Here is a 22,992-nt window from a genome sequence, read left to right as displayed (position 1 = left end):
ATTTTAAATGTGAATACTTATATTATTAATTTTTAGTAGGTGCTAGTTACTAAAAATCTTGCAAAGGAATTTTGTGCTTTTAAGCTACATTTTTAATATAAGTTTCACATATTATTTATTATGAAAATTTTAATCCATTTACTTCTTGTTCTTTTAAGTAAGCATTTTTTTCTGATTCTAATATAGCCATAGCTTTTCTTATATAATAAAATCCTGTAATAGATGATATTATATCTGTTATTGGGAATGTTATAAATGCCCCTCTGATTCCTATGATTTTTACTAAAACCACAACTATTGGTATAAATAATATAAGTTGTCTATATATTGATAAAATAAAACTTGATTTTGCTTCTTCTATTGATTGATAAAAATATATAGACACATAATATAATCCTAGTACTGGGAAAATTGCTATACATAATCTAAATGCAACAACTGTCTCTTCTAATAATGCTTTTTCTCTTAAAAAACTTCCAATTATAGGTCTTGTAAATACCATCATTATTACCCATAAAATAGTTGCTGTTATTGTTGCTCCCTTAACTGATTGTTTTACTATTTCTTTTAGTCTCTTATAATTTCTAGCTCCATAATTATAAGCTGCAATCGGCTGCATAGCTGAACTTATTCCTATTACTGTTATATACAAGAACATTGAAACTCTTGTAACAACTCCAACCATTATAATTGCGTTATCGCCACCACCACTAGAAACTAATAAGTTATTTAATAATGCAGATACTATAGCATCTGATATTTCTATTATGAATGTAGAAAACCCTATTGCTACTATGGATTTTACTATTTCAATTCTTAGCTTAAATTCAAATTTAAGCTTTAATGTATTTTTTACTTCTTTAAATTTATAAACCATAAATATAAAACTTATAAATTGTGATACAACAGTTGCTATAGCAGCTCCTGCTACTCCCATTGACAATACATTTACTAATATAGCATCAATTATTATATTACAAATTGCACCAATTGATGTTGCTATTAAAGTTATTTTAGTATTTCCTAAAGCTGTCATTATATAACAAGCCACAACTGTTAATGCTTGGAATATACCACCAATTAATATTATACTTATATATTTTTCAGCATAAGGATAAATTACATCACTTGCACCTAATTTAGTTATTATAGGATTTTTAAATATGAATATTATAGTTGGAATTACACTAAGTAATATTATAGTTAAAACAAATGCGTTATTTATATTTTCTTTTAATTTATCATAATTTTCTTCACCTAAACATCTAGCTACTGCTGTTGATGTACCTACTGCTATTAATAACCCTATTGATATTAATAGCCTTTGCACTGGGAAGGCTATCGTAAGTCCCCCTATTGCATTTGCACCAACTGCTCTTCCTACAAAGAAAGTATCTACCATATTATATAATTCTGAAACAAATAATGATATTATTGCGGGTACTGCAAACTTAAATAATATTCTACTTATTTTTCCTTCCGAGAATATTTTGTTATCTAACCCCATCTTTATACACCTCGTATCTAAATTGCTACGATATACTTTGGCATTTTATATCTTCTTGCCATATGTGAATATTAAAATCTATTTTGTACTTATTTTCACATTTTTTTATCTTATATATCTTATACTACTATTATATATGTTCAAAATAATACTTACACTCACTAAAAAGCTGTATAAAATGTACATTTTTAAGGACATTGGGTTAAATTTTATATTTAAAAAAAGTACAAAAGCACATTAAAAAGGGTGCTTTTGTACTTTTCTTAGTAAAATTAGTGTTGCTCCATACCCATCTATCTTAGGTGCAATATGAAATACATTTGCTTTTTTTGCATAACTAAATTTTATTTTTGGAAATGCAGCTTTACTTAAAAGTTCAATCTCATCTTCTTCTATAAGATTAGGTTTTCCAAGCTTTAACCAATAATTAAAGGCTGATCCCTTTCTTTCACCTATCTCATAAAAAGTCATTCTATAGTCGTCATAAAGATTAGTTATATTAAGGAAGAATTTCTTTTCACTAACATTTTTACTTCCTCTTTTTTTGTTGAATTCCTTAATATCAACTAGGCTTTCTAATTCTTCACTATAAGTATATAAAAGAATTTGATAATCATCTCCCATTGCTGTTACAATGTATCCTTCTCCATATGCTATTAAAGTATCTCCTAATAAATTTAAAAGATAATATGCAAAGTATGATGGTTTTCTTATTCCAAACCCATTAAATATCCCTCTATCTCCCATAAATAATTGACTATGAAAGCTAGTTTCCTTTTGCACTACATCTACAACCTTCATAAGAATACCATCTTCCTTCTTTATCGCCTTATTAATTATATATGGCAGCATATAAGATGTATCATATATAGGATTAATACTTGTGTGTTCAATGTATGGTGTTTCTTCTATTTGTAAACTATATTGAACCGTAAATAATTCAATGATTTTTTCTTTTAAACTTTCATTTATGGAATTATGAAATTGAAATTTCCACTTTTTAAATTCATACCAACCATATTCTTCTGTAAAATATTTAATAAAATACTTTAACATATAAAGCAAATTATCATCCTCAAAATTTTCTTTTTCTATAACTATAAATGGTCTTAAATCTAAATCTAAAATAAAATCCATGATTTGTTTTAGATACATAAAGTTTATAAATTCGCTATTCTCAAATATACCCAAATGTTTTGAAAACATCTTAGTCATTTTTCCATATTCAAATCCTATATTTGCTTGAATATCCTTTATATAATTCCTACAATTTTCCTTTAACAAATCATATCCATATCCTAAATATATTACTTCTTTATAATTATGTTCAAAAACTCCTTCATTTTTTTCCATATCTATATTTAATCTTATAATTTTTTCTTCATAATCATATCTTTCATAGTCCTCTAAATAATCAGATATAATTTCTAATGTTTCTTTATTTATTTCTAACGTTTCTATCTTTTTAATTTTTTCTAAGTCTTTATCATCTATTTTATAAGTTTTTCTATATTGTTTTGGTGTTAAGTTATAATGCTTTTTAAAATGTTTATTATAATATCTACTATGTGAAAATCCTACTTCTTCTGATATATCAGATATAGTCATATCAGTATCTAAAAGTAATTTTATAGATTCTTCCACCCTAACTAAATTTACAAAATCCTTAAAACTAAGACCCATTGTATTTTTTATTTCATGTGAAAGATAATGTGTACTCAAAAATTCTTTTTGAGCTATATCTTGAAGACTTATTTTATTATTATAATTGTTATATATATATTTTGCTATCCTATGATATCTTTGTAATTGCTCATCATTATCCTTAATTTCTTCTTTTTCATACATTAGATAATGAAAATTATTTATAAGGTGATATAAAAGTTCTATTAGTGTATCTTCTATAATTTCATCGTAATCATCTTGTTTCTGAACTAATTCACAAATTACTATAGACAAATATCTTCTAATCACTTCATAATTTTCTTCATTTTGAGCTCCTTCATCAGATGAATTAACATAAAAAAATATATTTTCCATATCCTCATAAAATTGTTCAAAAAACTTTAAATCAATATGAAATATTAGTACTTCATTATCTTCATCATTATCACAAAAAATTCTATGTGCTTCTTCTGAATTTATTATTTCTATTTCTTTTTCTTCAACTTCATAAGTATCTGACTCGATAGTAACATTTATTTTACCTTTTAAAACAAACAAAATTTCTAAAGATTTATGCCAATGTATTGGATATTCTTTAACATTTACTAATGAAATATCTATTGGTAATTTATCCATATATGATATATATTCAACTCTCATACTTTCCTCTCTTTCTTAATTTTAAGTAGTATCCTAAGTTAATTATAATATCATAATTATTTTTTTTGCAAATTGCAAACATATTTTAATCTAAAATATCCTTTTTTAAAACATACTTTAAAAGTATTATAAATGAAAAAAGTATACAAGTACCTTTTAAAATAATAAATATAAAACTAGCAGATTCACTTTTTCTTTCAATTAAATAATAAGCTGACCAAAATGACATAAAATTTAGTATTAGATAAATTCCTATAACTATTTTAAAAACTATATTTATATTAATTCCATGTAATAATGCTAATGTGCAAAAGCTCAAGAATATAGCAAATATTAAATTCAATATTCTAAGTAAAAAATGTGACTTTTCAATGTCTTGCCATATAAAATACTTAAATAACATTCTTATTTTTTTCATAATATAGACCCCCATTTTCTTAATTCCTTCCAAATATGAAAGTATAAATAATTTGGAATCATATCTAACTACTTAAATGATATCACTCTTTTTTAAACATAAACCATATAATCTATTTATTCACATTTTAATTAGTATAAATTAATCTGATCTAAATGTTAAAATTGTAATTGTAATCTTACAAATATATAAATTAAAATTTAAAATTGTAACTCTTTTGGATTTATATTTAATAATTTATTGTATAATAATATAAATGAAATTTGAGAAAATTTATTTTTGGAGGTGATTCAATGGATATTTTTAAAAAGCTTGAGATTTTAAGTGATGCCGCAAAATATGATGTATCATGTTCTTCAAGTGGTAGTAATCGTAAAAATGCTAACGGTGGCATTGGAAACTGTAGTTCAAATGGTATTTGTCATACTTTTACTCCTGATGGTCGTTGCGTATCACTTTTAAAAATTCTTCTTACTAATTACTGTATTTATGACTGTAAATATTGCATAAATAAAATAAGTAATGATGTTCCAAGAGCATTTTTTACGCCAGAAGAAGTGGTAGATTTAACTATAAATTTTTATAAAAGAAACTACATTGAAGGCTTATTTTTAAGCTCTGCTATTATACAAAATGTTGATTATACTATGGAACTTCTTTTAAAAGTTATAAAAACATTGAGACTTCAATATAAATTTAATGGTTATATTCATGTTAAAGCTATACCTGGTGCAGACAATAGACTTATTGAAGAAGCCGGTATGTATGCTGATAGGATGAGTGTTAATATAGAGCTTCCTTCATCTAATGGATTAAAACTTTTGGCACCACAAAAAAATAAAGACAGCATATTAAAACCTATGTCTTTTATAAAAAATGGAATAATTCATTCTAAAGAAAATAAAAAAATTTTCAAATCAGCACCAAACTTTGTTCCTGGTGGTCAAAGTACTCAATTAATAGTTGGTGCAACTAACGATAATGATTTAAGCATTCTAAAACTTTGTGAAAGTTTATATAAAGGATATGATTTAAAAAGAGTTTATTACTCTGCGTATGTTCCTGTAAATCATGGTGGTAATCTTCCTAATATAGATAATCCACCTATTCTTCGTGAAAATAGACTTTATCAAGCAGATTGGCTTATGAGATTTTATGGATTTAAATCTAATGAAATTCTTAATGAAGATAATCCAAACTTTCATGAAAAGTTAGATCCTAAAACATTCTATGCCCTTAATAATTTAACATTGTTTCCTGTTGAAATAAATACTGCACCATATGAACTGCTTCTTAGAGTTCCTGGAATAGGCTTGAAATCTGCAAAACGAATTGTTCTTACACGAAAAGTGTCTTTTCTTTCTTTTGAAGACTTAAAAAAACTAGGTATAGTTTTGAAAAGAGCTAAATACTTCATAACCTGTAAAGGAAAATATTATGGTGAAATTGATATGGAGAGAGAAAAAATTGAAAAGAAATTAATTTTAGAAAAAGATAGTACTAAAAATAGTAATTTAAATTTTGAACAACTTTCACTCTTTGGATCTCCAATACCATCTAAAGAAGACAAAATTAAAGTAATAACAGGACAAATTTAATTGGTAGGTGATTAATTTATGTATGTATATGTTTTTGATAATACTTTTGAGGGTTTTCTTACCTGCATTTATGAATCCTATTATAACGAAATAAAGCCTGATAGTATATCTATAAAAGAAAGTTATACCAATAATTTAATTGATATCCCTTTAGAAATAACTACTGATATCAAAAAATCTTCAAAAGTATATATTTCCATGGAAAAAAATTTTACAAATCAAACATTAAAAAATATTTTTAATGTTTTTCTAAGTAATAATAAAAACAAATATTGGATTTTATATAATTATATTAGATTAGCCTTTAAATTTAAATCTGACGTAGATATGTACTTAAATAACTCTTTTATTCTAGATGCTTCTAAAATTTCAAAATCTGTTCAATTAGAAGCTCATAAATTTACTGGCTTTGTTCGATTTAAAGAATTCGAAACTAATAAGTTTTATGCTTCTATTGAACCAGATAATAATATATTAGTTTTATTATCTAAACATTTTGTTTCTCGATTTAGTAATCAATATTTTATTATTCATGATATCAAAAGAAATTTAGCTCTTATTTACAACTGCAATGATTATTTTATTACTGAATTAGATGGTGATTATTATAAAAAAATTTCTACTTTAAATGACTCAATTTATGAAAACTTGTGGAAAAACTATTTTTCTTCTGCTTCAATTGATTCAAGAAAAAACCCTAGGCTTCAATGTAGACAAATGCCTAAAAAATATTGGAAGCATATTTTAGAAACACAAAAATAAAAACTAGAAATTATATAGGAAAATATTTATAGTATACTTCCTATATATACCTAGTTTTTATTTTTAGCCATTACTTTTCTTTTGCTAAAAACTTTATTGTATCCTCAAAGTTCATTGGCTTTGCATAATAATATCCTTGTACAATATCACAATTGTGTGATTTTAAATACTTTATTTGGTCTTCTTTTTCTACACCTTCTGCTATAACAGATAAATCTAAGCTATGTGCAAGTTTTATTAGTCCTTCAATAATTCTCTCACTTTTATTATTTACCCCTATATCATCTATATAACTTTTATCAATCTTTAAGCAATCTAAATTAAGTATTTTTAAATACTTTATAGGAGATAACCCTACTCCAAAATCATCTAAAGACATGCTTATTCCTTGATTATGAATATTTTCAAGCACTTCTAAATTCTTTTCTAGTGCATTCATTATAACACTTTCTGTTATTTCTAATTCAATATATTTAGAGTTTAAATTATATTTCTTTAATGTGTCTATAAAAAATCCTGTTAGTTCTTTATCTTCTAATTGAATTTTAGATAAGTTTATAGATATTTTAAAATCATCATATCCCATATCTATAAATTCCCTGCACTTTTTACAAGACTCTTCAAAAACAAATCGCCCAATTGGAATTATAAGTTTCGTATTCTCTGCAATCGGAATAAACTCTGATGGTGGAATTAATCCTTTTTCTGTATGATTCCATCTTAAAAGTGCCTCTAGCCCTACAGTTTTTTCATTTATTGTACTTATCTTAGGTTGAAATACCATATACATTTCATTTAACTTCAATGCTTTAGATAAATCTTTCTCTATAGTAAAAATCTTATTTAATTTTGCTACATCATTTACTTGGAATATTTTATATGAATTTCTTCCTTGTATTTTTGACTTTTGCATTGCAATATCTGCCTTATAAATTATTTCACTAAGAACCTTCCCATGCTCTGGATAAAGAGCTACACCTATATTTATTCCTATAAATGTTTTTTTATTATTAATCTGAATAGGTTCCTTAAATAGCTCTATTATATTTTGTATTTTAGAGGTTAATCCGCTATAACTATCTATTCCTTCTGAAAAAATAAAAAAATTATCAGCATTTCCCTTAAATAAAATCTCATTTTCTGATATATTCCTTTTTATTTTTTGGCTAATAAACACTAAAATTTTATCTCCCATACTATAACCTAAATGTTTATTTATTTCTCTAAAATCAATTATATTTATAGACATCAAGCTAACAGTTCTATTTAAATTTATAAATTCTTCCCTAGACTTTTTCATTACTATATCAATTAATGCAAATTTATTAGGTAGACCCGTCATTTCATCAATATAATTAAACTTATAAAATTCATTATACATTTTTTCACTTTTGTTTATTTCCTTAATTGCTAAATATACATTAGATTTATCATCTTTTTCATGTTCACCTATAACCTGTATATATTTTTCCTTTCCTTCAGATGATATGACTTTATAATTCTCAAAATAATATCTTTCTTTACTATTCAAAAAATTCAAAAAACTATTTTTGTATTTTTCTATACTTTCTCGTGGAAAAATATCAAATATATCATTTATGTGATATATTTTTTTATTAAATCTATTTTCTTCTAACATTATGTTTATTGATGGGGTTACCTTTAATGTTTTACTCCTTATATTTAATTTTCCTATGCCATGTAAAACTCCATCTAATGTAGGAATAATTTTATTATTGCTTATAAAATTATCATTTAGTTCTATGATTTTACACACTTTCTCAACAATTATCTTCTCACTTTTATCATTAGTTTTTACACTTCTATTAACAATTAATTGAAGTAATTTTCCATCAGATCTTATTACTCTATATTTATTTTCATAAACACATTTGTTTTTTAAATCTTCTGGATATACAAATTGATTCCACATTTGTATAGTATTTATTCTTTTAATATAATCTTCAATTCCTAATAATCTATATCCTAATAAACTTAAATTTAAAATATTTCTATTAACATTCCATTCAAATAAAATTTTATTTAAATTATCAGGACATTTTATTAAATAAAGTTCATTTTCATCTTTATTTAGAGAGAACTGACTATCTTTACTAAAAAAACACTTATAATGCTTGTCCTTTTTAAAATTCATTTAATAACACCTCATCAAATTCATATTTCCAATTAAAATTTTTTACATTTCATAAAAATTGTTGATGATTTAGTTTTTGTTATAATTACTATTAAAAACTTATTATACTTATATTAATATATCCAAATTTGGAAAATAATCCTTTTAAAAACAAACTCGGAATATTTATTTATGATATTTTAAATATGGTATTAACTAATTTTAACAATATGGTATAATATCTGTAAATAATACTTATAAATTTTAAATACTTATAAATTTAAGTTCTTGAATTTTAATTTACAATAATTAGTTATTTTTTCCATTATAGATTTATTATATACTATTTAGTTTTGTTTTAAAATTATTTTTTCAAATTTCTTTATTTTAAAACAATATCACTTTATAATTAAATAAGACTTATTTTATGAAGATATAAATTAAAGGAGTATTTTTATGAAAAAGATAAAGATAAAAAAATTCAAAAAAATAATTAAAACATTAAAAAAGAAAGTTATTAAAAAGACAAAAGTTATTAAAAAAATTAAAAAATAACTTTTCAGCTTAATATTTAAGCATATATTTAATTTTCAAGTAAAAAAAGATATACTTTTATGTATATCTTTTTTAGCTTGTTTTATTTTAATGTTAAGTTAATACTTCTTCATTTTTAGAAACATTTAAGTCGATTCGTTTCATACATACACATGCTATAATCATACTTGCAACTTCCACAATTGGAATAGTTATCCACACCCCATTTATACCTAAAATCATTGGTAAAATTAATAATGATATAAGTACAAATATTACACCTCTACATAATGAAACTAATGTGGATGCCTTTGAATTTTCTATTGATTGGAAATAAGATACTCTTGCTATATTAGCTCCCATAAATAAAAATGCAATAAAGTATAATTTTATTCCCCTACATGTCATTTCCATTAATTTTGCATCACCACTATTAAATAGTAAAACAATTTTTTCTGGAAATAATACTCCTGCGGCATAAAATATAGCCCCAAATATTACTGAAGTTTTTATTGCTAATTTTAATGCTTCATGTACTCTTTCATATTTCTTTGCACCATAATTTATACTAATTATAGGTTGAATTGCTTGTGCTATTCCATTAAATATTGCTACACATACAAGTGATATATTTGCAATTATACTATATGCTGATACTCCTATAGCGCCTTCTATATTAGATATAGACATATTGAATGCAAATATTATTAATCCACTTGATAATTCCATTATAAAACTTGGAAATCCATTTTTTAGTATTCTATTGATTATATTTTTATCTATTTTTAGTTTATCTAATTTAAATTTTAAAGTGTTATTTCCTCTTATAAAATGAGTACTTAAAAGAAGAATTGTTATTACTGGTGACATTGTTGTTGCAATAGCTGCACCTTTCATTCCCCAGTTAAATATGAATATAAATACAAAGTCAAATACTATATTAGCAAAGTTTCCTATAAGCATACTCCACATAGCTAATCTTGGATTTTTATCATTACGTACAAAAACAGTTAATGTATTTGACATTAAAAATGCCCAACTAAACCATACAATAACACCTAAATAACTCTTTACCATATCTAATACATCTGGAGTTGCTCCTAATAAGTAACATATTTTTTCTGTAAAAAATATTCCTATTACAGTTAAAAATATTCCTATTGAAACATTTATAATCATTGAAGTTGTAAATATTTTATTTACTTTATCATATTCTTTTTTTCCCATGGAAACTGAAACAGCTGTAGCTCCTCCAATTCCTAATAATAATGCTATAGAAGAAAATATGTTAAATATAGGTATAGCTATATTCAGTGCTGCCAATCCTTCACTTCCAACACCTTGACCAATAAATATTGTGTCAAATAATATATTTAAAGATAGCCCCATCATTCCAGCTATACTTGGTATTAAATACTTTATAAAAATTTCTTTTACATCTGATTTTAATAAATCTACTCTTTTATTCATTTTCCCACCTTCTTATAAGGCACATAAAATTAAATATGCCTAACCTTCTAACTATATTAATTTCAACGCCAGAAGTTATTTTAAAGGTTATAGTTACTATAAGGTCAATACCTCTTTGATATGTTCTTATTTTCTTTATATTTAAACTTTTTCATCAACTGGAATTTGTATTTCTTTTATATATTCCTCACTATAATCTGAAAATGTACTATCTATTATAGTAACTATCATAGAATCGCCTATTATATCGTATTGTTTATAATTTATAAAATTGATAAGTTTTTCATAATATTCACTAGCTGCTTCATCAGTTCCATTAAATGCTAAGGTTGCATAATGTCCTTCTTCTATTATTTTACTATTTTTTATTTTAGCTTTATTTCCACTTAATATTACTCCTACTGCATCTAAGTATAAAAATTTTTCTTTACATGTATTTTCTTTAGAAATTATTGAGCAAATATTACTATTAAATATTGATATATCATCTTTTACTGTTTTATATATCTCTTTTAGTCCATATTCAAAATCTATACTATTTCCACCATTTTTGAAATCATATTTTATCATTTTTCTCTTTTTAAAATATTTAATTGATGGTTCATATATACTACTATCATTTCTATGTATTTCAACGTCTTCTATTTTACTTTTTATACTATTTAAATGATTACTTAAAATTTCTATTTCTTCTTTTAACATAGATTCCTGTTGCTTCAAAATACTCATCATTTTATCTATATCTCTTTCATGGAAATATTCCTTTATTTCATCTAATGGAATCCCTAATTTTTTTAAAAACAATATACAATCTAGTATAGGAAATTGATTAATATCATAATATCTATAATTATTTTCCTTATCTATGTGTTCTGGTGTAAATAATCCAATCTTGTCATAATATCTCAATGTTTGAGCTGATACATTATGAAGTTTAGCCATTTCTCCTACTAATACTTTATTTTTCATATGTAAATCCTTTCATAAAAAAATTACTTATTAAAATAAAAGTATTATAAACATATATAATTGTTATGTCTATAATACTTTTATTCTATTTTATAACTTTATTAAATTTTATAAGTTCTTTAAATTCATTTACTTTTAATGCAAATAAACATATAGAATATGTTATCATTCCCAAAACAGTAGATATAGCTACTGCTAAAAGTATATTAATTCCCATTATTTCATTATAAGAAGTTTTAACTACTATAGCCATAACTACAACTGATATAATTATTTTCATTGTAGTTATTGAAATGTCTTTCAAATTTATGTTTTTCACTTTATTATTTAAATTTATAAATAATAATAATGATGCTATAGCTGATGCTATTGATGTTGCCAATGCTATACCTTTAATACCCAATTTGCCTATTAGTAAAAAGTTGAAAATTATATTTATTACTACTGCTATAATTCCATTAATTGTTGAAGACTTAGTGTCTTGCATAGCATAAAGAGATTTATTGAAAATTTCTCTTAAACCAAAGAAAGGTATACCCATTGAATAAAACATTAATGCCGCGGATGTCATTTGAACACTTCTATCATCAAAGTTTCCATGTTTAAATATTATCGTTACTATTGGTGTACTCAATAATATAAGTCCAACAGAACAAGGTAATAAAATTAAATTCATATTGTTAATACCTTTTTCTATATATCCTACAAACTTAACCTCATCCTTTTCACTAATAGCTCTAGATAGTGTTGGAAATATTACTGTTATTATAGCTACTGCAAATGTTGCATAAATAACATCTGAAACTCTTTGTCCATAGCTTAATGCAGATATACTACCATAATCAAGTCCTGATGCTAAATTTTGATCTACTAATTTATTTATTTGATTTGCTGTTGCACCTATAATTACTGGTAATATTAATAGTATCATTTTCTTTATCCTACTATCTTTAAAATCTAATATAGGTGTTATTTTAAATCCATGCTTATGTAAAAATGGAATTTGAGCTACTGCTCTAAGTATCCCACCAATAACAGTGGCTATGGTAAGCCCATATATACCTCCACCTGCTCCAAAAATTATATAAATTATAACTGGCAAATTAAATATTAATCCAACTACTGTTGGTCCTAAAAAATCGTCCAAAGTTTGAAGTATAGCAGTATATCCAGAATGCATGATTAAAAATATTATACTCACTATACTTATTCGTGTTAATTTAACTGCTAATTCAAAAGTTTCTCCTGTTGCTTGTGATGCCATAATCTTAACTATAAATGGTGTAAAAATCATTCCTAATATTATAAGAATAACACCTATTAAACTAACTATATTCATTATATTATTTGCAAACTTGAACATTTCATCTTTGCCTTTTTTATTTAATGTATCACTTAGTATTGGTATAAAAGTAGTAGTTATTACCAATGATATCATTATAAATAGAAAATCTGAAACATTCATAGCAATATTATAAGCATCCGTTTGAAATGTAGTTCCAAATGCACTGCCTACTAGTGCATCTCTTAAAAAACCAATAACTTTATTTACTAAAGTCATAATCATAATTACAGTAGCAGCTTTTGCTAATTTTTTCTTCATAACTTCCTCCAAAAACTATAGGGTTCCAAGTTCAAATTTAAAATAATATATTTATCAATTGATACTACTAATGTTACAGTTTATTCCATCATCATATTTGGAACCAATTAATGGTTAACAATGATAGTTAATATTATTCATCGTTAATTGTTAATTTTAGTACTATATTTTAAATTTCTCTTTGTAGAAATAACATTATTCTCATTTGATACTTAAATAATTTATTTTCATATTATTTTAAGCCCTTATAAATACATTATATACAATTTTATTTTATTTAAAATAAAAAAATTATAGACAATATCTCTATTATCTATAATTTTTAAAATCTATATAAACAATAAATAATTATAAATTATGCACATTTGTCCTATAACATAAGTAATCCATACCCATATAGATTGATTTTTAGGTCCCTTTTCCTTTATCTCCGATACTCCTATTATTAAATCTGATAATATAAATACTATAGCACCTACTGTAGTTAACAAAAACTTAGTTGTTGTTGTAATAGTTAAATTTAAGGATATCATCATCATTGTTACTATTACTAAGGAATATACTAAACTTAGATAATTAATTTTTTTAGATTTCATTTTATTTTTAACAAACTTTGACCATATAATCGTTGTAAATATATATCCAATTGGTATTATAAAAATTAAGCAAATAAAATTCCCCTCTAATTTTGAAGTTGCTAATATATAACTTCCCATATAAGACACATGTGCTAGTATGAAAAATATTATAGCATAGCTTAATCTATCTTTAACTTTTACAATCCTAGCCATAATAATATCACCTATAGTTGAAAACGTCATACCTATAAATAACAACATAAGATATGGCTTCAATTTTTCATTTGCTGAGCATTCCCAAAATACAAATGCCATAAGTATCATAGAAAAACTAAACATCATTTTTACTTGAGAATGTAATTCACCATTTACCACATTAATTTTTCTACATTTCCTTAACTTATAAAAACTATCACTAATTATCATACCAAACTGAATAATTGCTATAATTATAATCCATTCATTTTGTAATTCCATAAATCCCCCCCCCTTTATACACCAAAAGATGTTTTGGGTATATACTAAATACTATCACAGTGTCTTAACTTATATGTTTATTTTCATTAAAGTTAAAAATTTTTTAAAATTTATTTACATATTCAATATTACTATTTTTATATTACCATTATTACAAACTTAATATATTTCTTTTAAAGTTTAATTCTATCCATACTTTTATGTTTGAATTAACATAAAAAATGATGATGAACACTTTTGATTCATCATCATTTCTTATTTTTCTATTCTTTAATCCATTCTTCCCAAATATCTGTACAATAACCAACAGTCGCATTTTTACCATTTCTAACTATAGGGGTTTTATATAATTTAGGATTTTCTAATAAAATTCCCATTTTCATTTCTTCGCTTCTTATTTTATCTAAATTCAATTTTATATAATCTTTACATCCTGAATTTATCAAATTTCTAAGACCAACAGCCCTTTTAATGTTTTCTAATTCACCTTTACTTGGTCCTTTTATGTTTAAATCTATAAATTGAAACTTAATATTTCTTTCCTTGAAAAATCTTTCTGCTTTCTTTGTATCAAAACATTTTTTAGTTCCAAAAATTTGTATATTTATAAAACTCACCTCTATCTTATCATTTTATTAGTTTTAATCTATTATAGCATCTAATCCTGATAAAGTTCCTTTATATATAAATTCACTATGTTTACATTTTGAACAAACATAAACATCAAAAATTAAATGTTCTTCATAATCAAATACTGCTGCGAAAAAGCCTCTATTATTATCTTGTGACTCAAATCTATACTCCTTTAAATATTTCATTTCACTATTACATCTCAAACAATTCATACACTTAACTCCCTTTGTATAATTTTCCAATTCATAATTATATACATAATGTAATACATATTCAATTACTTTCTTAAAATATGTATTAATGTATAATTATGTATTAAAATTTAAAATATTTAATAAATTCATTTATTTACAAACTTTACATCACCAAAAAAATAAAATATAATAGAATAGCTTTTATATTTTTATAAACTTAAAACAAATAAATGTACAAATATGATTTTAGACATATTTATACTTTAATTTAAATATGAACTAAAAAACTATAATTTATTATTTTATAAGTATATAACTTCAATATTGGGACATGCTTAAAATCACTTTTAAAATAGAATTATTATAAAAGTAGAGTTTGATTCCATATAACCTTTATAACTTCTAAAATAATTATAATTAATTTTTACCCTCATAAAATATTTAATTAAAACTTAAATATTTTTAATTGTGAAAAGGAGCAGTTAAATGAATACAAAAACAATATATTTAGTTTTTACTCGTACTGGAACATGGCTATCTAATGTTATATATTGGTTTACTTCTGATGAATATGTACATGTTTCAATTAGCTTTGATAAAACATTTAGCGAAATGTATTCTTTAGGTAGAAAAAATCCTCGCAACCCTTTTTCAGGAGGCCTAGTAAAAGAAAATATACATGATGGAGTTTTTAAAAATTTTTCTAATAGTAAATGTTTAATTTATAAATTAGATGTAACAGAAACTCAATTTAACACATTAAAACAATCAATTGATTTTCACTACAATCAACGTGAAAAATATAGATATAATTTCTTAGGCTTATTAGCTTTACATTTAAATATTCCTCTTAAAAGAGATGATTATTACTTTTGTTCTGAATTTATATCAGAATTATTTATAGAAAGTGGTATTCATACTACTACAAAACTACCTCAATTTATGAAACCTCTTGATTTACTAGAAATTCCAAATAAGGAGTTTGTTTACGAAGGCTATATAAACGAATATAAAACTACTAATACTTTAGCAATATTACATAATTAATTTAATAAACTACATAAATTAAAGGTTGTCATTTTACGGACAACCTTTAATTATTAATCTACAACAAGCTTTTTATAACATTTTAAAGACATATCAATTAACTTCTGTGATAAATCAATTATTTCATTTATCTCTTCCATTTTTAAATTCCATCTTTCTGCTATTGTTTTAACTAATTCTTTTTGTTTTTCATGGAACTGTCCATCTGCCAATATCATTCTATATAGTTCAAAAATTATTATTTTTTTATCACTTCTACTTGTACTTTCAAAATCTTTCATGATCTCTTCAAGTGGTCTTTTTCTAGGCCTATATTCATTATCAAAAAATCCACATTCCTCTGTGAATTTCATAAGCATCCAACTTTCACTTGATGTTACACACATATCTACTCTCATAGTATATTGGGCTAAATCAAGGAATGTTTTTCTATGTTCTTCCTTTAAATCCATTAAAAACATTTACATTCCCCCTACTTTTAAATAGAACTTTATTTTTCTATATTTTTTTATCTAATTAAAACTATACTATAATTATAATCTTTTTTCAATTCATTATTTTCTATAATTTTATAAAAAATAAAAATTGCTATGTTAGATTTATCATAACAATTTTAAATTTATATTCTTCTATATTCCTAACTTTTTCTTTATAGATGATTTTATATTATCTATTTTTGAATCATCTCCAGTTCCTTTTAATACATTATTGTATTGATTAAGTAAATCTTCTAAATCACTTATACTGTTTATAAGTTCCTTTTCAGTTACTTTAGCTTTTAATTCATTTATTTCTTTTTTTAAATCTTCATATTCTTCATCCCATTCACTTTCCACATAATTTTTTTTCATTTCTAAATACTCTTCTTCTATATCTCTATATACTTCAAATATATCTTGTTTCATAATTGAAATATTTAAATTTTTCTTATCATAATCTTTAGCACTTTTTTCTTCATAATATACTTTTAACTCTTTATCTAATTCATTTTTTATTTTTTTTATTTTTTCCTTGTCACCTTTTTCTTGTAATATTTTCCCGTATTCTAAATATAAATTTTCTATATTTTTTAATGCATTATTTAAATTATCATTTTCACTAACTGATCTAAGTGTATCTATATCCTCACCTATTTCACCCTTTAATTCATTCCACTTAGTTTCATTTTTGTTAACCAATTGGTTTAAATACTCCTCTTCTATTTCTGTATATATATCTAATATTTCTTCTTGTACCTCATCTTGTGAAATAGTGTTATGATTTACTCCACTATCACCTTGTAACGGTGGCATTTGACTATTTTTTACTTTTTCAGTTTGTTTACCACACCCAACAAGTTGAGTAGATAAAACTAACGTTAATAAAACTATTATTATTCCTTTCATCTTTTTCCTCCTTAATACAATTTATAGAACTCCAAGTTCAAATTTTAAATACCATCTTTATCAAATGATATTATTAATCTTACAGTTTATTTCTATTTTTATATTTAGAACCAAGTAAAAGTTACGAGTGAAAAGTGATGGTGAATATCCCAGGGATTGAAATCTCCGCTACAATGTTTTATTTGTACTTCAAATAAAATCTGTATAATATTTATCCATAAAAAGTTCATTTTGGAGAATAAATTCCCCATCATAATGTTCTTACTAATCACAGTTTCAATAGTAACTATCACTATTACTTTGGGTATTTTATAAAATTCAGTTTTTATATTGTTTTTAACTAAATTGCTCTGTAAATTTAATAAAAAATCATTCTTTAAAATTGGAAATCCAATTTTCACCTTCACTGTCAATTGTCCATTGTCAATTTTAAAAATATAGATTAAAACTCAAAATTAAAATTCTCAACTGAAACATGAATAACTTAAAGTTTAAACTTGTTTCCCTATATATATATAACTTTTAATTTTCTAATTATATTCTTCCATACTTTTTAAAATTTATTAATTATAAATTATATCTTAAAATATAATTTATATGTATTCTTATCTTAATCCCCATATATTTCAAGTATGAAAATTACTATTTTACGTAAAATCACTTTCAAATTGAATTAATTACTATTAAAATTAACTTAAATATTTTTTATAATACTTTTAAATTCAGATATATTTAATTATGTAGTTCTCTTCTAAACATATTAATTTCCCACCTTTTGAGAACTATAAAAGGAGCAAAGTCATCCTACTTTGCTCCTTTGAACTTTTATTATTAAGATATATTTTTTATTAATTCGCTCATCAATTTTAAAGATACAAAACACTTTTCTCCATTGTTCATATGTATAATTTTATTTTTAGTATCTATCTCTTTTATTTTACTCTTATTTACTATATATGATTTATGACTTCTATAAAAATTATCATTTAAATTTTTTTCTATCTCTTTAAGTCTTCCATAAAATTCAACTTGCCTATTTTCCGTATGCATAACTATTTTATGCATATTGCTAGATGTTTCAAAAAAAACTATTTCATCAAAATCCATACTTATAACTCTATCATATGACTTTATCGTAAATGTATTATTACTCTTTACATCTACATTGTTTAATTTTTTTTTCGCTTTTAACAAGCACTCTCTTATCCTTTTGTTTAAATTTCTATAATCTTCTTTAGTTATATAATCCATAGCTTCAATTTTGTATATAAATGTAAGATAGCTCATCTCTATATGAGCAGTTATAAAAATTATAACTCCCATTGAATCATATTTTCTTATTTCTGCTGCTAACATAATTCCATTTATATCATCATTCAAATCTACATCTAAAAAATAAACACCTATATCTCTATTCTTACTAACATAATCTATAAGTTCTTTAGGACTATCAGTTTCTAAAACTATCTCTAAATCAATGTTATTTTCTTTTCCTACTTGTCTTATTTCTTCACAAACTTTATTTCTTTGAAATTTATTATCTTCACAAATAAAAATTCTTATAGTTGTCACCCCATTCAATATATCTCTAATATTTGAATAAATTTATTTTCTTTTATAGATGTATCTAATATTACATTGTCATATTTATTTATAATTTCTTTCAAGTTAGAAAGTCCTAATCCCCTATTTTTTCCCTTTGTTGAATAGTTTCTTTCAAAAATTTTAGATATGTTTGGCACTGATAATTTTCTACAATAATTATTTACAAATATCATTTGAACTGAATTATTATTGATATTATTAACTAATGCTATCTTTATTTCTGGATTCCTACACTCTACAGCAGCTTCTATGGAATTATCTAATATTATTCCTATAATTCTACAAATATCTAATGCTTCAATATTAATTTTATCTATGCTTCCTATTATATCAATTGACACTTTTATATTTTGATTTTGTGCAACTATTATTTTAGACGATAAAATTCCTTTAAGTTCTATAGCTTTTATATTTTGTAATCTTAATATAGAATACTTGTCCATATTTAATTCACACGTAAGTGGCGATATATTTTTTTCAAAAAACTCTTTTAATCCTGACATATCATTTTCTTCTATATATCCTGCCATAGATGTGATAATATTAGTATGATCATGCTTGAATTTTCTAAATGTCAAATATAAATCCTCTAAATTTTTTGTATATTCTCTTAAGTTTTCTAATTGATTTATATCATCTTTCAATTTAATTTCTTTTTTTACTGTACTTAATACAGAAAAAACTACTACTAAGAGAAGTATAAAATATGTTATAAATAATGCACCATTCACTTTTACAAGATTGTTCGATGGAGTATATCCTTCGTTTAATATAATATTAATATAATAAATAACTACTGTTAAAATTAATATTATCACTATTAATATGCATGTTTTAAATTTCAAATACATTTCCATTGAAGATATTTTTCTTCTGATAAAAAAGCCTAAAACTAAACTTATTAAATAACTTATAAGATAAACAAGTATCCACATAGATAAATATTCAAGAAATCCTATACTTTCAAATATATCAACATTAAATACTTCAATTGCTATTAATTCTCTAACATAATCACTTACAACAAAAATTATTGTAGAAAATATAGATGTTATAATTCCTGTTAAAACTATTTTTTGCTGTAAATACATCATCAATACTACACTTAAATTAACAACTAGTATTATTAATCCATTATTTATAAGTCCTATGGTTCCAGATATTAAACTAACTACACCAATCCATAAAATCATATTCTTTTTTTCAAACTTTACTATTGATAAATTTAAAACACATATATATATACTTATGGAAAATAATAATGCATAAATATACCCCATGTTTAATTCACACCTTATCTTTCTAAATTAATACAGTTTTAGATTGAATATTATTTGAATTTAAATCACACCTAAACTAAAACTTAATTTTCAACTCCATTGTTATAAAATTAAAAATATAAATTATTTCCAAATCATTTTAATTATATATTTGAGTGTATATATTAATCACTCTATTTTTGAAATGTTGATTATTTTCTGATTAATTCACAAAAAACATTTTTGTCAACTTTTTTTGTAAAATATTTCATTTATATAATACCATAAAATAATTAAATTTAACATCCATTTGTTCTATACATAAAATAAACTATTCATTAAAATTTATTTTTATTTATATTAATGAATAGTTTTTAAGTTGTACTAAAATTTCATTTTAAAAAAATACACCTTTAACGTTTCTTAAAAATATAATTATTGCTAATAAATCAGCTGATCCTCCTGGACTTATATATTCTTCTATATATCTTTTTTCTAATAAAAATGCTTCTTTTTTTCCTTCTTCTGTTTTCATACCACCTAGACTTAAAATTGCTTGGGCATCCTTCTTTACATTTTTTAAAGTATTTATATTATGTCTATGAACGATAGTGCTATCTTCCACTTTTGACATAAGTTCTAATAAAATTTGAACATTCAAATCATTATTTTTAAGTGCTGATAATTCATATTTAGGAAGTACATCATTAAATACTACTGTTAACCCCTCTTTTATCTCACCTCTAATTCCTGTAAAACCATCATTTATATATAACTTTTCTCCATGTGTCATTGGTTTATTTGTGTCTATCTTTTTGAAATCATCTAATATATCCTTAACCATTTCCTTCATGTACTCTTGAATATATTCAAAAGTTTTATTGTCATATAAAACTTTTCCTACAACTGAAGAAATTATTCCCATAAGAAATATCATTCCCTTATGTGTGTTAACACCCTCAGTTGCCTTAAACATTTCTTTTTCGCATTCAACTCCAATTTTTCTTATATCTTTAAATATCTCTTCTAATCTTTTATAAGAATACCCTACTTTTATCATTTCTCTTATATATGGAGTGATTGCAAAGGAGCTTTTTAAAAATGTGTAATAATCCATATCCTTATGAGATCCCATAGTAGCTGGAGATACAAGACCAAAAGATGGCATAGCTGAAACCTCACTAATCATTGCATTTAAAGCTTCTTGGGATATTCTATAACTTATATCTTCCCTAGTTTCTATGTATTTTAAATACTCATTATGTAAAAGTCTAAAGTATTCATTTATTTCTTTCATACTACATTTATCATTATTCTGTAAATTTATTTTTTCTATTTTATTATCTATAATATATAAGATATCCATATCTATGCATTTACCTAATATATGATTATTTTTTATATTTCTCATGCTCATTTCTAAATCACCAGGTATTACATCTAATACAAATTTCACATTCTTACTCATTTCTGTATTATAACTATACTTATCGATTATATAATTTTCATATAAATCATCTATTTCTCTCTCTATAATTGTTACAATTTCATTTTCAAGATAAGTACATTCTTCTTCACCTTTATAACTTATCTTTAATGTTAAAACTGACCTCTTATATTTTTTAACTAATATTTCTTCATTCTGATTTGTTTCCATTTTACTCATAACTTCTCTTTCAAATTTCTAAATAATATTTAATACATATCTAGAAAATTTCCTTTCTCAACTACAGTTTTTCAATTAAATTCTTTGTTTTTTATTATACCATCTCTTCATTTTTGTTTTAATATTTATATAGTTAAATTTAAAATAATATATGATTATTGCTGATAATCTAAAAAAACACTAATAATTTATATCCTATTTGATTATTTAACTTGTTTTCTTATATAATACTAATTTTTAGATATTTTTATACTTTGACTTTCTTTGACTTTTAGTTTAATATATAAATATAGTTTAGATAACTTAATTTATATAGGAGGTTTTTAGTATGTTTGGATTAGTACCTTTTAGAAAAAATTTAATGAATTCTAATGTTAATTCTTTTGACAATTTTATTTCTAATTTCTTTAATGATGACTTTTTAACTTCATCAAATATGATGGGAAACTTCAAAGCTGATATTAAAGAAACACCTAATGAATACATCATAGATGCAGAATTACCTGGAATAAAAAAAGAAGATATAACTATTGATTATACAAATAATTATTTAACTGTTTCAGCTAATAGACGAGAAGTTATTGAAGAAAATAATGATAATTATATAAGAAAAGAAAGACATTATGGCAATTTTTCTAGAAGTTTTTACATTGATGACATAGATAAAAATTCAGTAAATGCTAGATTCGATAATGGTATTTTATCAATAGTTCTGCCTAAATTAAACAATAAATTTATTGATAACTCTACTAGAATTATAATTGATTAAAATAAATAAGTTTTATATATAGCAAAAAGAGAATTGAAAAATCTTCAATTCTCTTTTTA

General features: G+C 23.4%; 19 protein-coding genes. 4 read left to right on the top strand and 15 right to left on the bottom strand.

Annotated features, from left to right (window positions below):
* Nucleotides 1-118 precede the first annotated feature (118 nt).
* The 3 genes from AC07E4_RS06240 to AC07E4_RS06230 form a co-directional block, all read right to left on the bottom strand.
* Nucleotides 119-1,507: an MATE family efflux transporter gene (locus AC07E4_RS06240; RefSeq protein ID WP_040330458.1), complete on the bottom strand. Its 1,389-nt coding sequence runs from the start codon at nt 1,505-1,507 to the stop codon at nt 119-121.
* 237 nt (nt 1,508-1,744) lie between these two features.
* Nucleotides 1,745-3,832 carry a helix-turn-helix domain-containing protein gene (locus AC07E4_RS06235; protein ID WP_040330459.1) on the bottom strand — a complete coding sequence of 696 codons (2,088 nt, stop codon included), beginning with the start codon at nt 3,830-3,832 and terminating at the stop codon, nt 1,745-1,747.
* Nucleotides 3,833-3,917: 85 nt separating this feature from the next.
* A complete protein-coding gene (locus AC07E4_RS06230; protein WP_040330461.1) occupies nt 3,918-4,250 on the bottom strand; it encodes a hypothetical protein in 333 nt (110 codons plus the stop codon).
* Between the two features lie 293 nt (nt 4,251-4,543).
* Between AC07E4_RS06230 and AC07E4_RS06225 the strand changes: the two genes are divergently transcribed.
* Nucleotides 4,544-5,848 carry a putative DNA modification/repair radical SAM protein gene (locus tag AC07E4_RS06225; protein WP_478215972.1) on the top strand — a complete coding sequence of 435 codons (1,305 nt, stop codon included), beginning with the start codon at nt 4,544-4,546 and terminating at the stop codon, nt 5,846-5,848.
* A gap of 18 nt (nt 5,849-5,866) precedes the next feature.
* Entirely contained in the window at nt 5,867-6,610 is a 744-nt protein-coding gene (locus AC07E4_RS06220) for a TIGR03915 family putative DNA repair protein (protein ID WP_040330463.1), read from the top strand.
* Nucleotides 6,611-6,680: 70 nt separating this feature from the next.
* On the opposite strand, the gene AC07E4_RS06215 is transcribed toward AC07E4_RS06220, so the two are convergent.
* From AC07E4_RS06215 to AC07E4_RS06185, 7 genes are all read right to left on the bottom strand, one after another.
* On the bottom strand, nt 6,681-8,765 hold the full coding sequence (locus tag AC07E4_RS06215) for a putative bifunctional diguanylate cyclase/phosphodiesterase (protein WP_478215971.1): 2,085 nt from the start codon (nt 8,763-8,765) through the stop codon (nt 6,681-6,683).
* Nucleotides 8,766-9,392: 627 nt separating this feature from the next.
* Nucleotides 9,393-10,748, bottom strand: a complete 1,356-nt coding sequence (locus tag AC07E4_RS06210) for an MATE family efflux transporter (RefSeq protein WP_478215970.1) — start codon at nt 10,746-10,748, stop codon at nt 9,393-9,395.
* Nucleotides 10,749-10,889: 141 nt separating this feature from the next.
* Nucleotides 10,890-11,717 carry a MerR family transcriptional regulator gene (locus AC07E4_RS06205; protein WP_040330465.1) on the bottom strand — a complete coding sequence of 276 codons (828 nt, stop codon included), beginning with the start codon at nt 11,715-11,717 and terminating at the stop codon, nt 10,890-10,892.
* 85 nt (nt 11,718-11,802) lie between these two features.
* A complete protein-coding gene (gene murJ, locus AC07E4_RS06200) occupies nt 11,803-13,320 on the bottom strand; it encodes a murein biosynthesis integral membrane protein MurJ (RefSeq protein ID WP_478215969.1) in 1,518 nt (505 codons plus the stop codon).
* A gap of 329 nt (nt 13,321-13,649) precedes the next feature.
* Nucleotides 13,650-14,375: a lysoplasmalogenase gene (locus AC07E4_RS06195; RefSeq protein WP_040330468.1), complete on the bottom strand. Its 726-nt coding sequence runs from the start codon at nt 14,373-14,375 to the stop codon at nt 13,650-13,652.
* A gap of 263 nt (nt 14,376-14,638) precedes the next feature.
* Entirely contained in the window at nt 14,639-14,983 is a 345-nt protein-coding gene (locus tag AC07E4_RS06190) for an arsenate reductase family protein (RefSeq protein ID WP_040330663.1), read from the bottom strand.
* Nucleotides 14,984-15,016: 33 nt separating this feature from the next.
* Nucleotides 15,017-15,220 (bottom strand): zinc ribbon domain-containing protein, encoded by a 204-nt coding sequence (locus AC07E4_RS06185; protein ID WP_040330469.1) that lies wholly within the window; start codon nt 15,218-15,220, stop codon nt 15,017-15,019.
* 468 nt (nt 15,221-15,688) lie between these two features.
* Between AC07E4_RS06185 and AC07E4_RS06180 the strand changes: the two genes are divergently transcribed.
* Entirely contained in the window at nt 15,689-16,249 is a 561-nt protein-coding gene (locus tag AC07E4_RS06180; RefSeq protein WP_040330470.1) for a hypothetical protein, read from the top strand.
* 53 nt (nt 16,250-16,302) lie between these two features.
* Here AC07E4_RS06180 and AC07E4_RS06175 read toward each other — a convergent pair whose 3' ends face one another.
* The 5 genes from AC07E4_RS06175 to citG all read right to left on the bottom strand — a co-directional run bounded on the left by AC07E4_RS06175 (nt 16,303) and on the right by citG (nt 22,164).
* The gene (locus tag AC07E4_RS06175) at nt 16,303-16,710 is read right to left on the bottom strand and encodes a hypothetical protein (RefSeq protein WP_040330471.1); all 408 of its coding nucleotides are present in this window, start codon (nt 16,708-16,710) and stop codon (nt 16,303-16,305) included.
* 168 nt (nt 16,711-16,878) lie between these two features.
* Nucleotides 16,879-17,634 carry a hypothetical protein gene (locus AC07E4_RS06170; RefSeq protein ID WP_040330472.1) on the bottom strand — a complete coding sequence of 252 codons (756 nt, stop codon included), beginning with the start codon at nt 17,632-17,634 and terminating at the stop codon, nt 16,879-16,881.
* An 831-nt stretch (nt 17,635-18,465) separates the two neighbouring features.
* Nucleotides 18,466-19,206, bottom strand: coding sequence for a LytR/AlgR family response regulator transcription factor (locus AC07E4_RS06165; protein ID WP_242838459.1), 741 nt, complete (start codon nt 19,204-19,206; stop codon nt 18,466-18,468).
* Between the two features lie 5 nt (nt 19,207-19,211).
* Nucleotides 19,212-20,519 carry a sensor histidine kinase gene (locus AC07E4_RS06160; RefSeq protein ID WP_478215968.1) on the bottom strand — a complete coding sequence of 436 codons (1,308 nt, stop codon included), beginning with the start codon at nt 20,517-20,519 and terminating at the stop codon, nt 19,212-19,214.
* A gap of 376 nt (nt 20,520-20,895) precedes the next feature.
* Nucleotides 20,896-22,164, bottom strand: a complete 1,269-nt coding sequence (gene citG / locus AC07E4_RS06155) for a triphosphoribosyl-dephospho-CoA synthase CitG (RefSeq protein WP_478215967.1) — start codon at nt 22,162-22,164, stop codon at nt 20,896-20,898.
* Nucleotides 22,165-22,492: 328 nt separating this feature from the next.
* Here citG and AC07E4_RS06150 point away from each other — a divergent pair, with 328 nt between their 5' ends.
* Nucleotides 22,493-22,933, top strand: coding sequence for an Hsp20/alpha crystallin family protein (locus tag AC07E4_RS06150; RefSeq protein WP_478215966.1), 441 nt, complete (start codon nt 22,493-22,495; stop codon nt 22,931-22,933).
* Nucleotides 22,934-22,992 lie beyond the last annotated feature (59 nt).

This window comes from Clostridium amazonense (assembly GCF_056431285.1).
Note: the sequence above shows the minus strand (reverse complement) of the source record. Positions and strands in the feature narration are given on the sequence as shown.

What these genes read in the sequence shown, in the direction of transcription:
- AC07E4_RS06230 (WP_040330461.1), bottom strand. Translation starts at nt 4,250, where the DNA reads ATGAAAAAAATAAGAATGTTATTTAAGTATTTTATATGGCAAGACATT.
- AC07E4_RS06195 (WP_040330468.1), bottom strand. Translation starts at nt 14,375, where the DNA reads ATGGAATTACAAAATGAATGGATTATAATTATAGCAATTATTCAGTTT.
- AC07E4_RS06160 (WP_478215968.1), bottom strand. Translation starts at nt 20,519, where the DNA reads ATGGGGTATATTTATGCATTATTATTTTCCATAAGTATATATATATGT.
- AC07E4_RS06210 (WP_478215970.1), bottom strand. Translation starts at nt 10,748, where the DNA reads ATGAATAAAAGAGTAGATTTATTAAAATCAGATGTAAAAGAAATTTTT.
- AC07E4_RS06185 (WP_040330469.1), bottom strand. Translation starts at nt 15,220, where the DNA reads ATGAATTGTTTGAGATGTAATAGTGAAATGAAATATTTAAAGGAGTAT.
- AC07E4_RS06180 (WP_040330470.1), top strand. Translation starts at nt 15,689, where the DNA reads ATGAATACAAAAACAATATATTTAGTTTTTACTCGTACTGGAACATGG.
- AC07E4_RS06150 (WP_478215966.1), top strand. Translation starts at nt 22,493, where the DNA reads ATGTTTGGATTAGTACCTTTTAGAAAAAATTTAATGAATTCTAATGTT.
- murJ (WP_478215969.1), bottom strand. Translation starts at nt 13,320, where the DNA reads ATGAAGAAAAAATTAGCAAAAGCTGCTACTGTAATTATGATTATGACT.
- AC07E4_RS06170 (WP_040330472.1), bottom strand. Translation starts at nt 17,634, where the DNA reads ATGAAAGGAATAATAATAGTTTTATTAACGTTAGTTTTATCTACTCAA.
- citG (WP_478215967.1), bottom strand. Translation starts at nt 22,164, where the DNA reads ATGAGTAAAATGGAAACAAATCAGAATGAAGAAATATTAGTTAAAAAA.
- AC07E4_RS06225 (WP_478215972.1), top strand. Translation starts at nt 4,544, where the DNA reads ATGGATATTTTTAAAAAGCTTGAGATTTTAAGTGATGCCGCAAAATAT.
- AC07E4_RS06220 (WP_040330463.1), top strand. Translation starts at nt 5,867, where the DNA reads ATGTATGTATATGTTTTTGATAATACTTTTGAGGGTTTTCTTACCTGC.
- AC07E4_RS06235 (WP_040330459.1), bottom strand. Translation starts at nt 3,832, where the DNA reads ATGAGAGTTGAATATATATCATATATGGATAAATTACCAATAGATATT.
- AC07E4_RS06215 (WP_478215971.1), bottom strand. Translation starts at nt 8,765, where the DNA reads ATGAATTTTAAAAAGGACAAGCATTATAAGTGTTTTTTTAGTAAAGAT.
- AC07E4_RS06205 (WP_040330465.1), bottom strand. Translation starts at nt 11,717, where the DNA reads ATGAAAAATAAAGTATTAGTAGGAGAAATGGCTAAACTTCATAATGTA.
- AC07E4_RS06240 (WP_040330458.1), bottom strand. Translation starts at nt 1,507, where the DNA reads ATGGGGTTAGATAACAAAATATTCTCGGAAGGAAAAATAAGTAGAATA.
- AC07E4_RS06175 (WP_040330471.1), bottom strand. Translation starts at nt 16,710, where the DNA reads ATGTTTTTAATGGATTTAAAGGAAGAACATAGAAAAACATTCCTTGAT.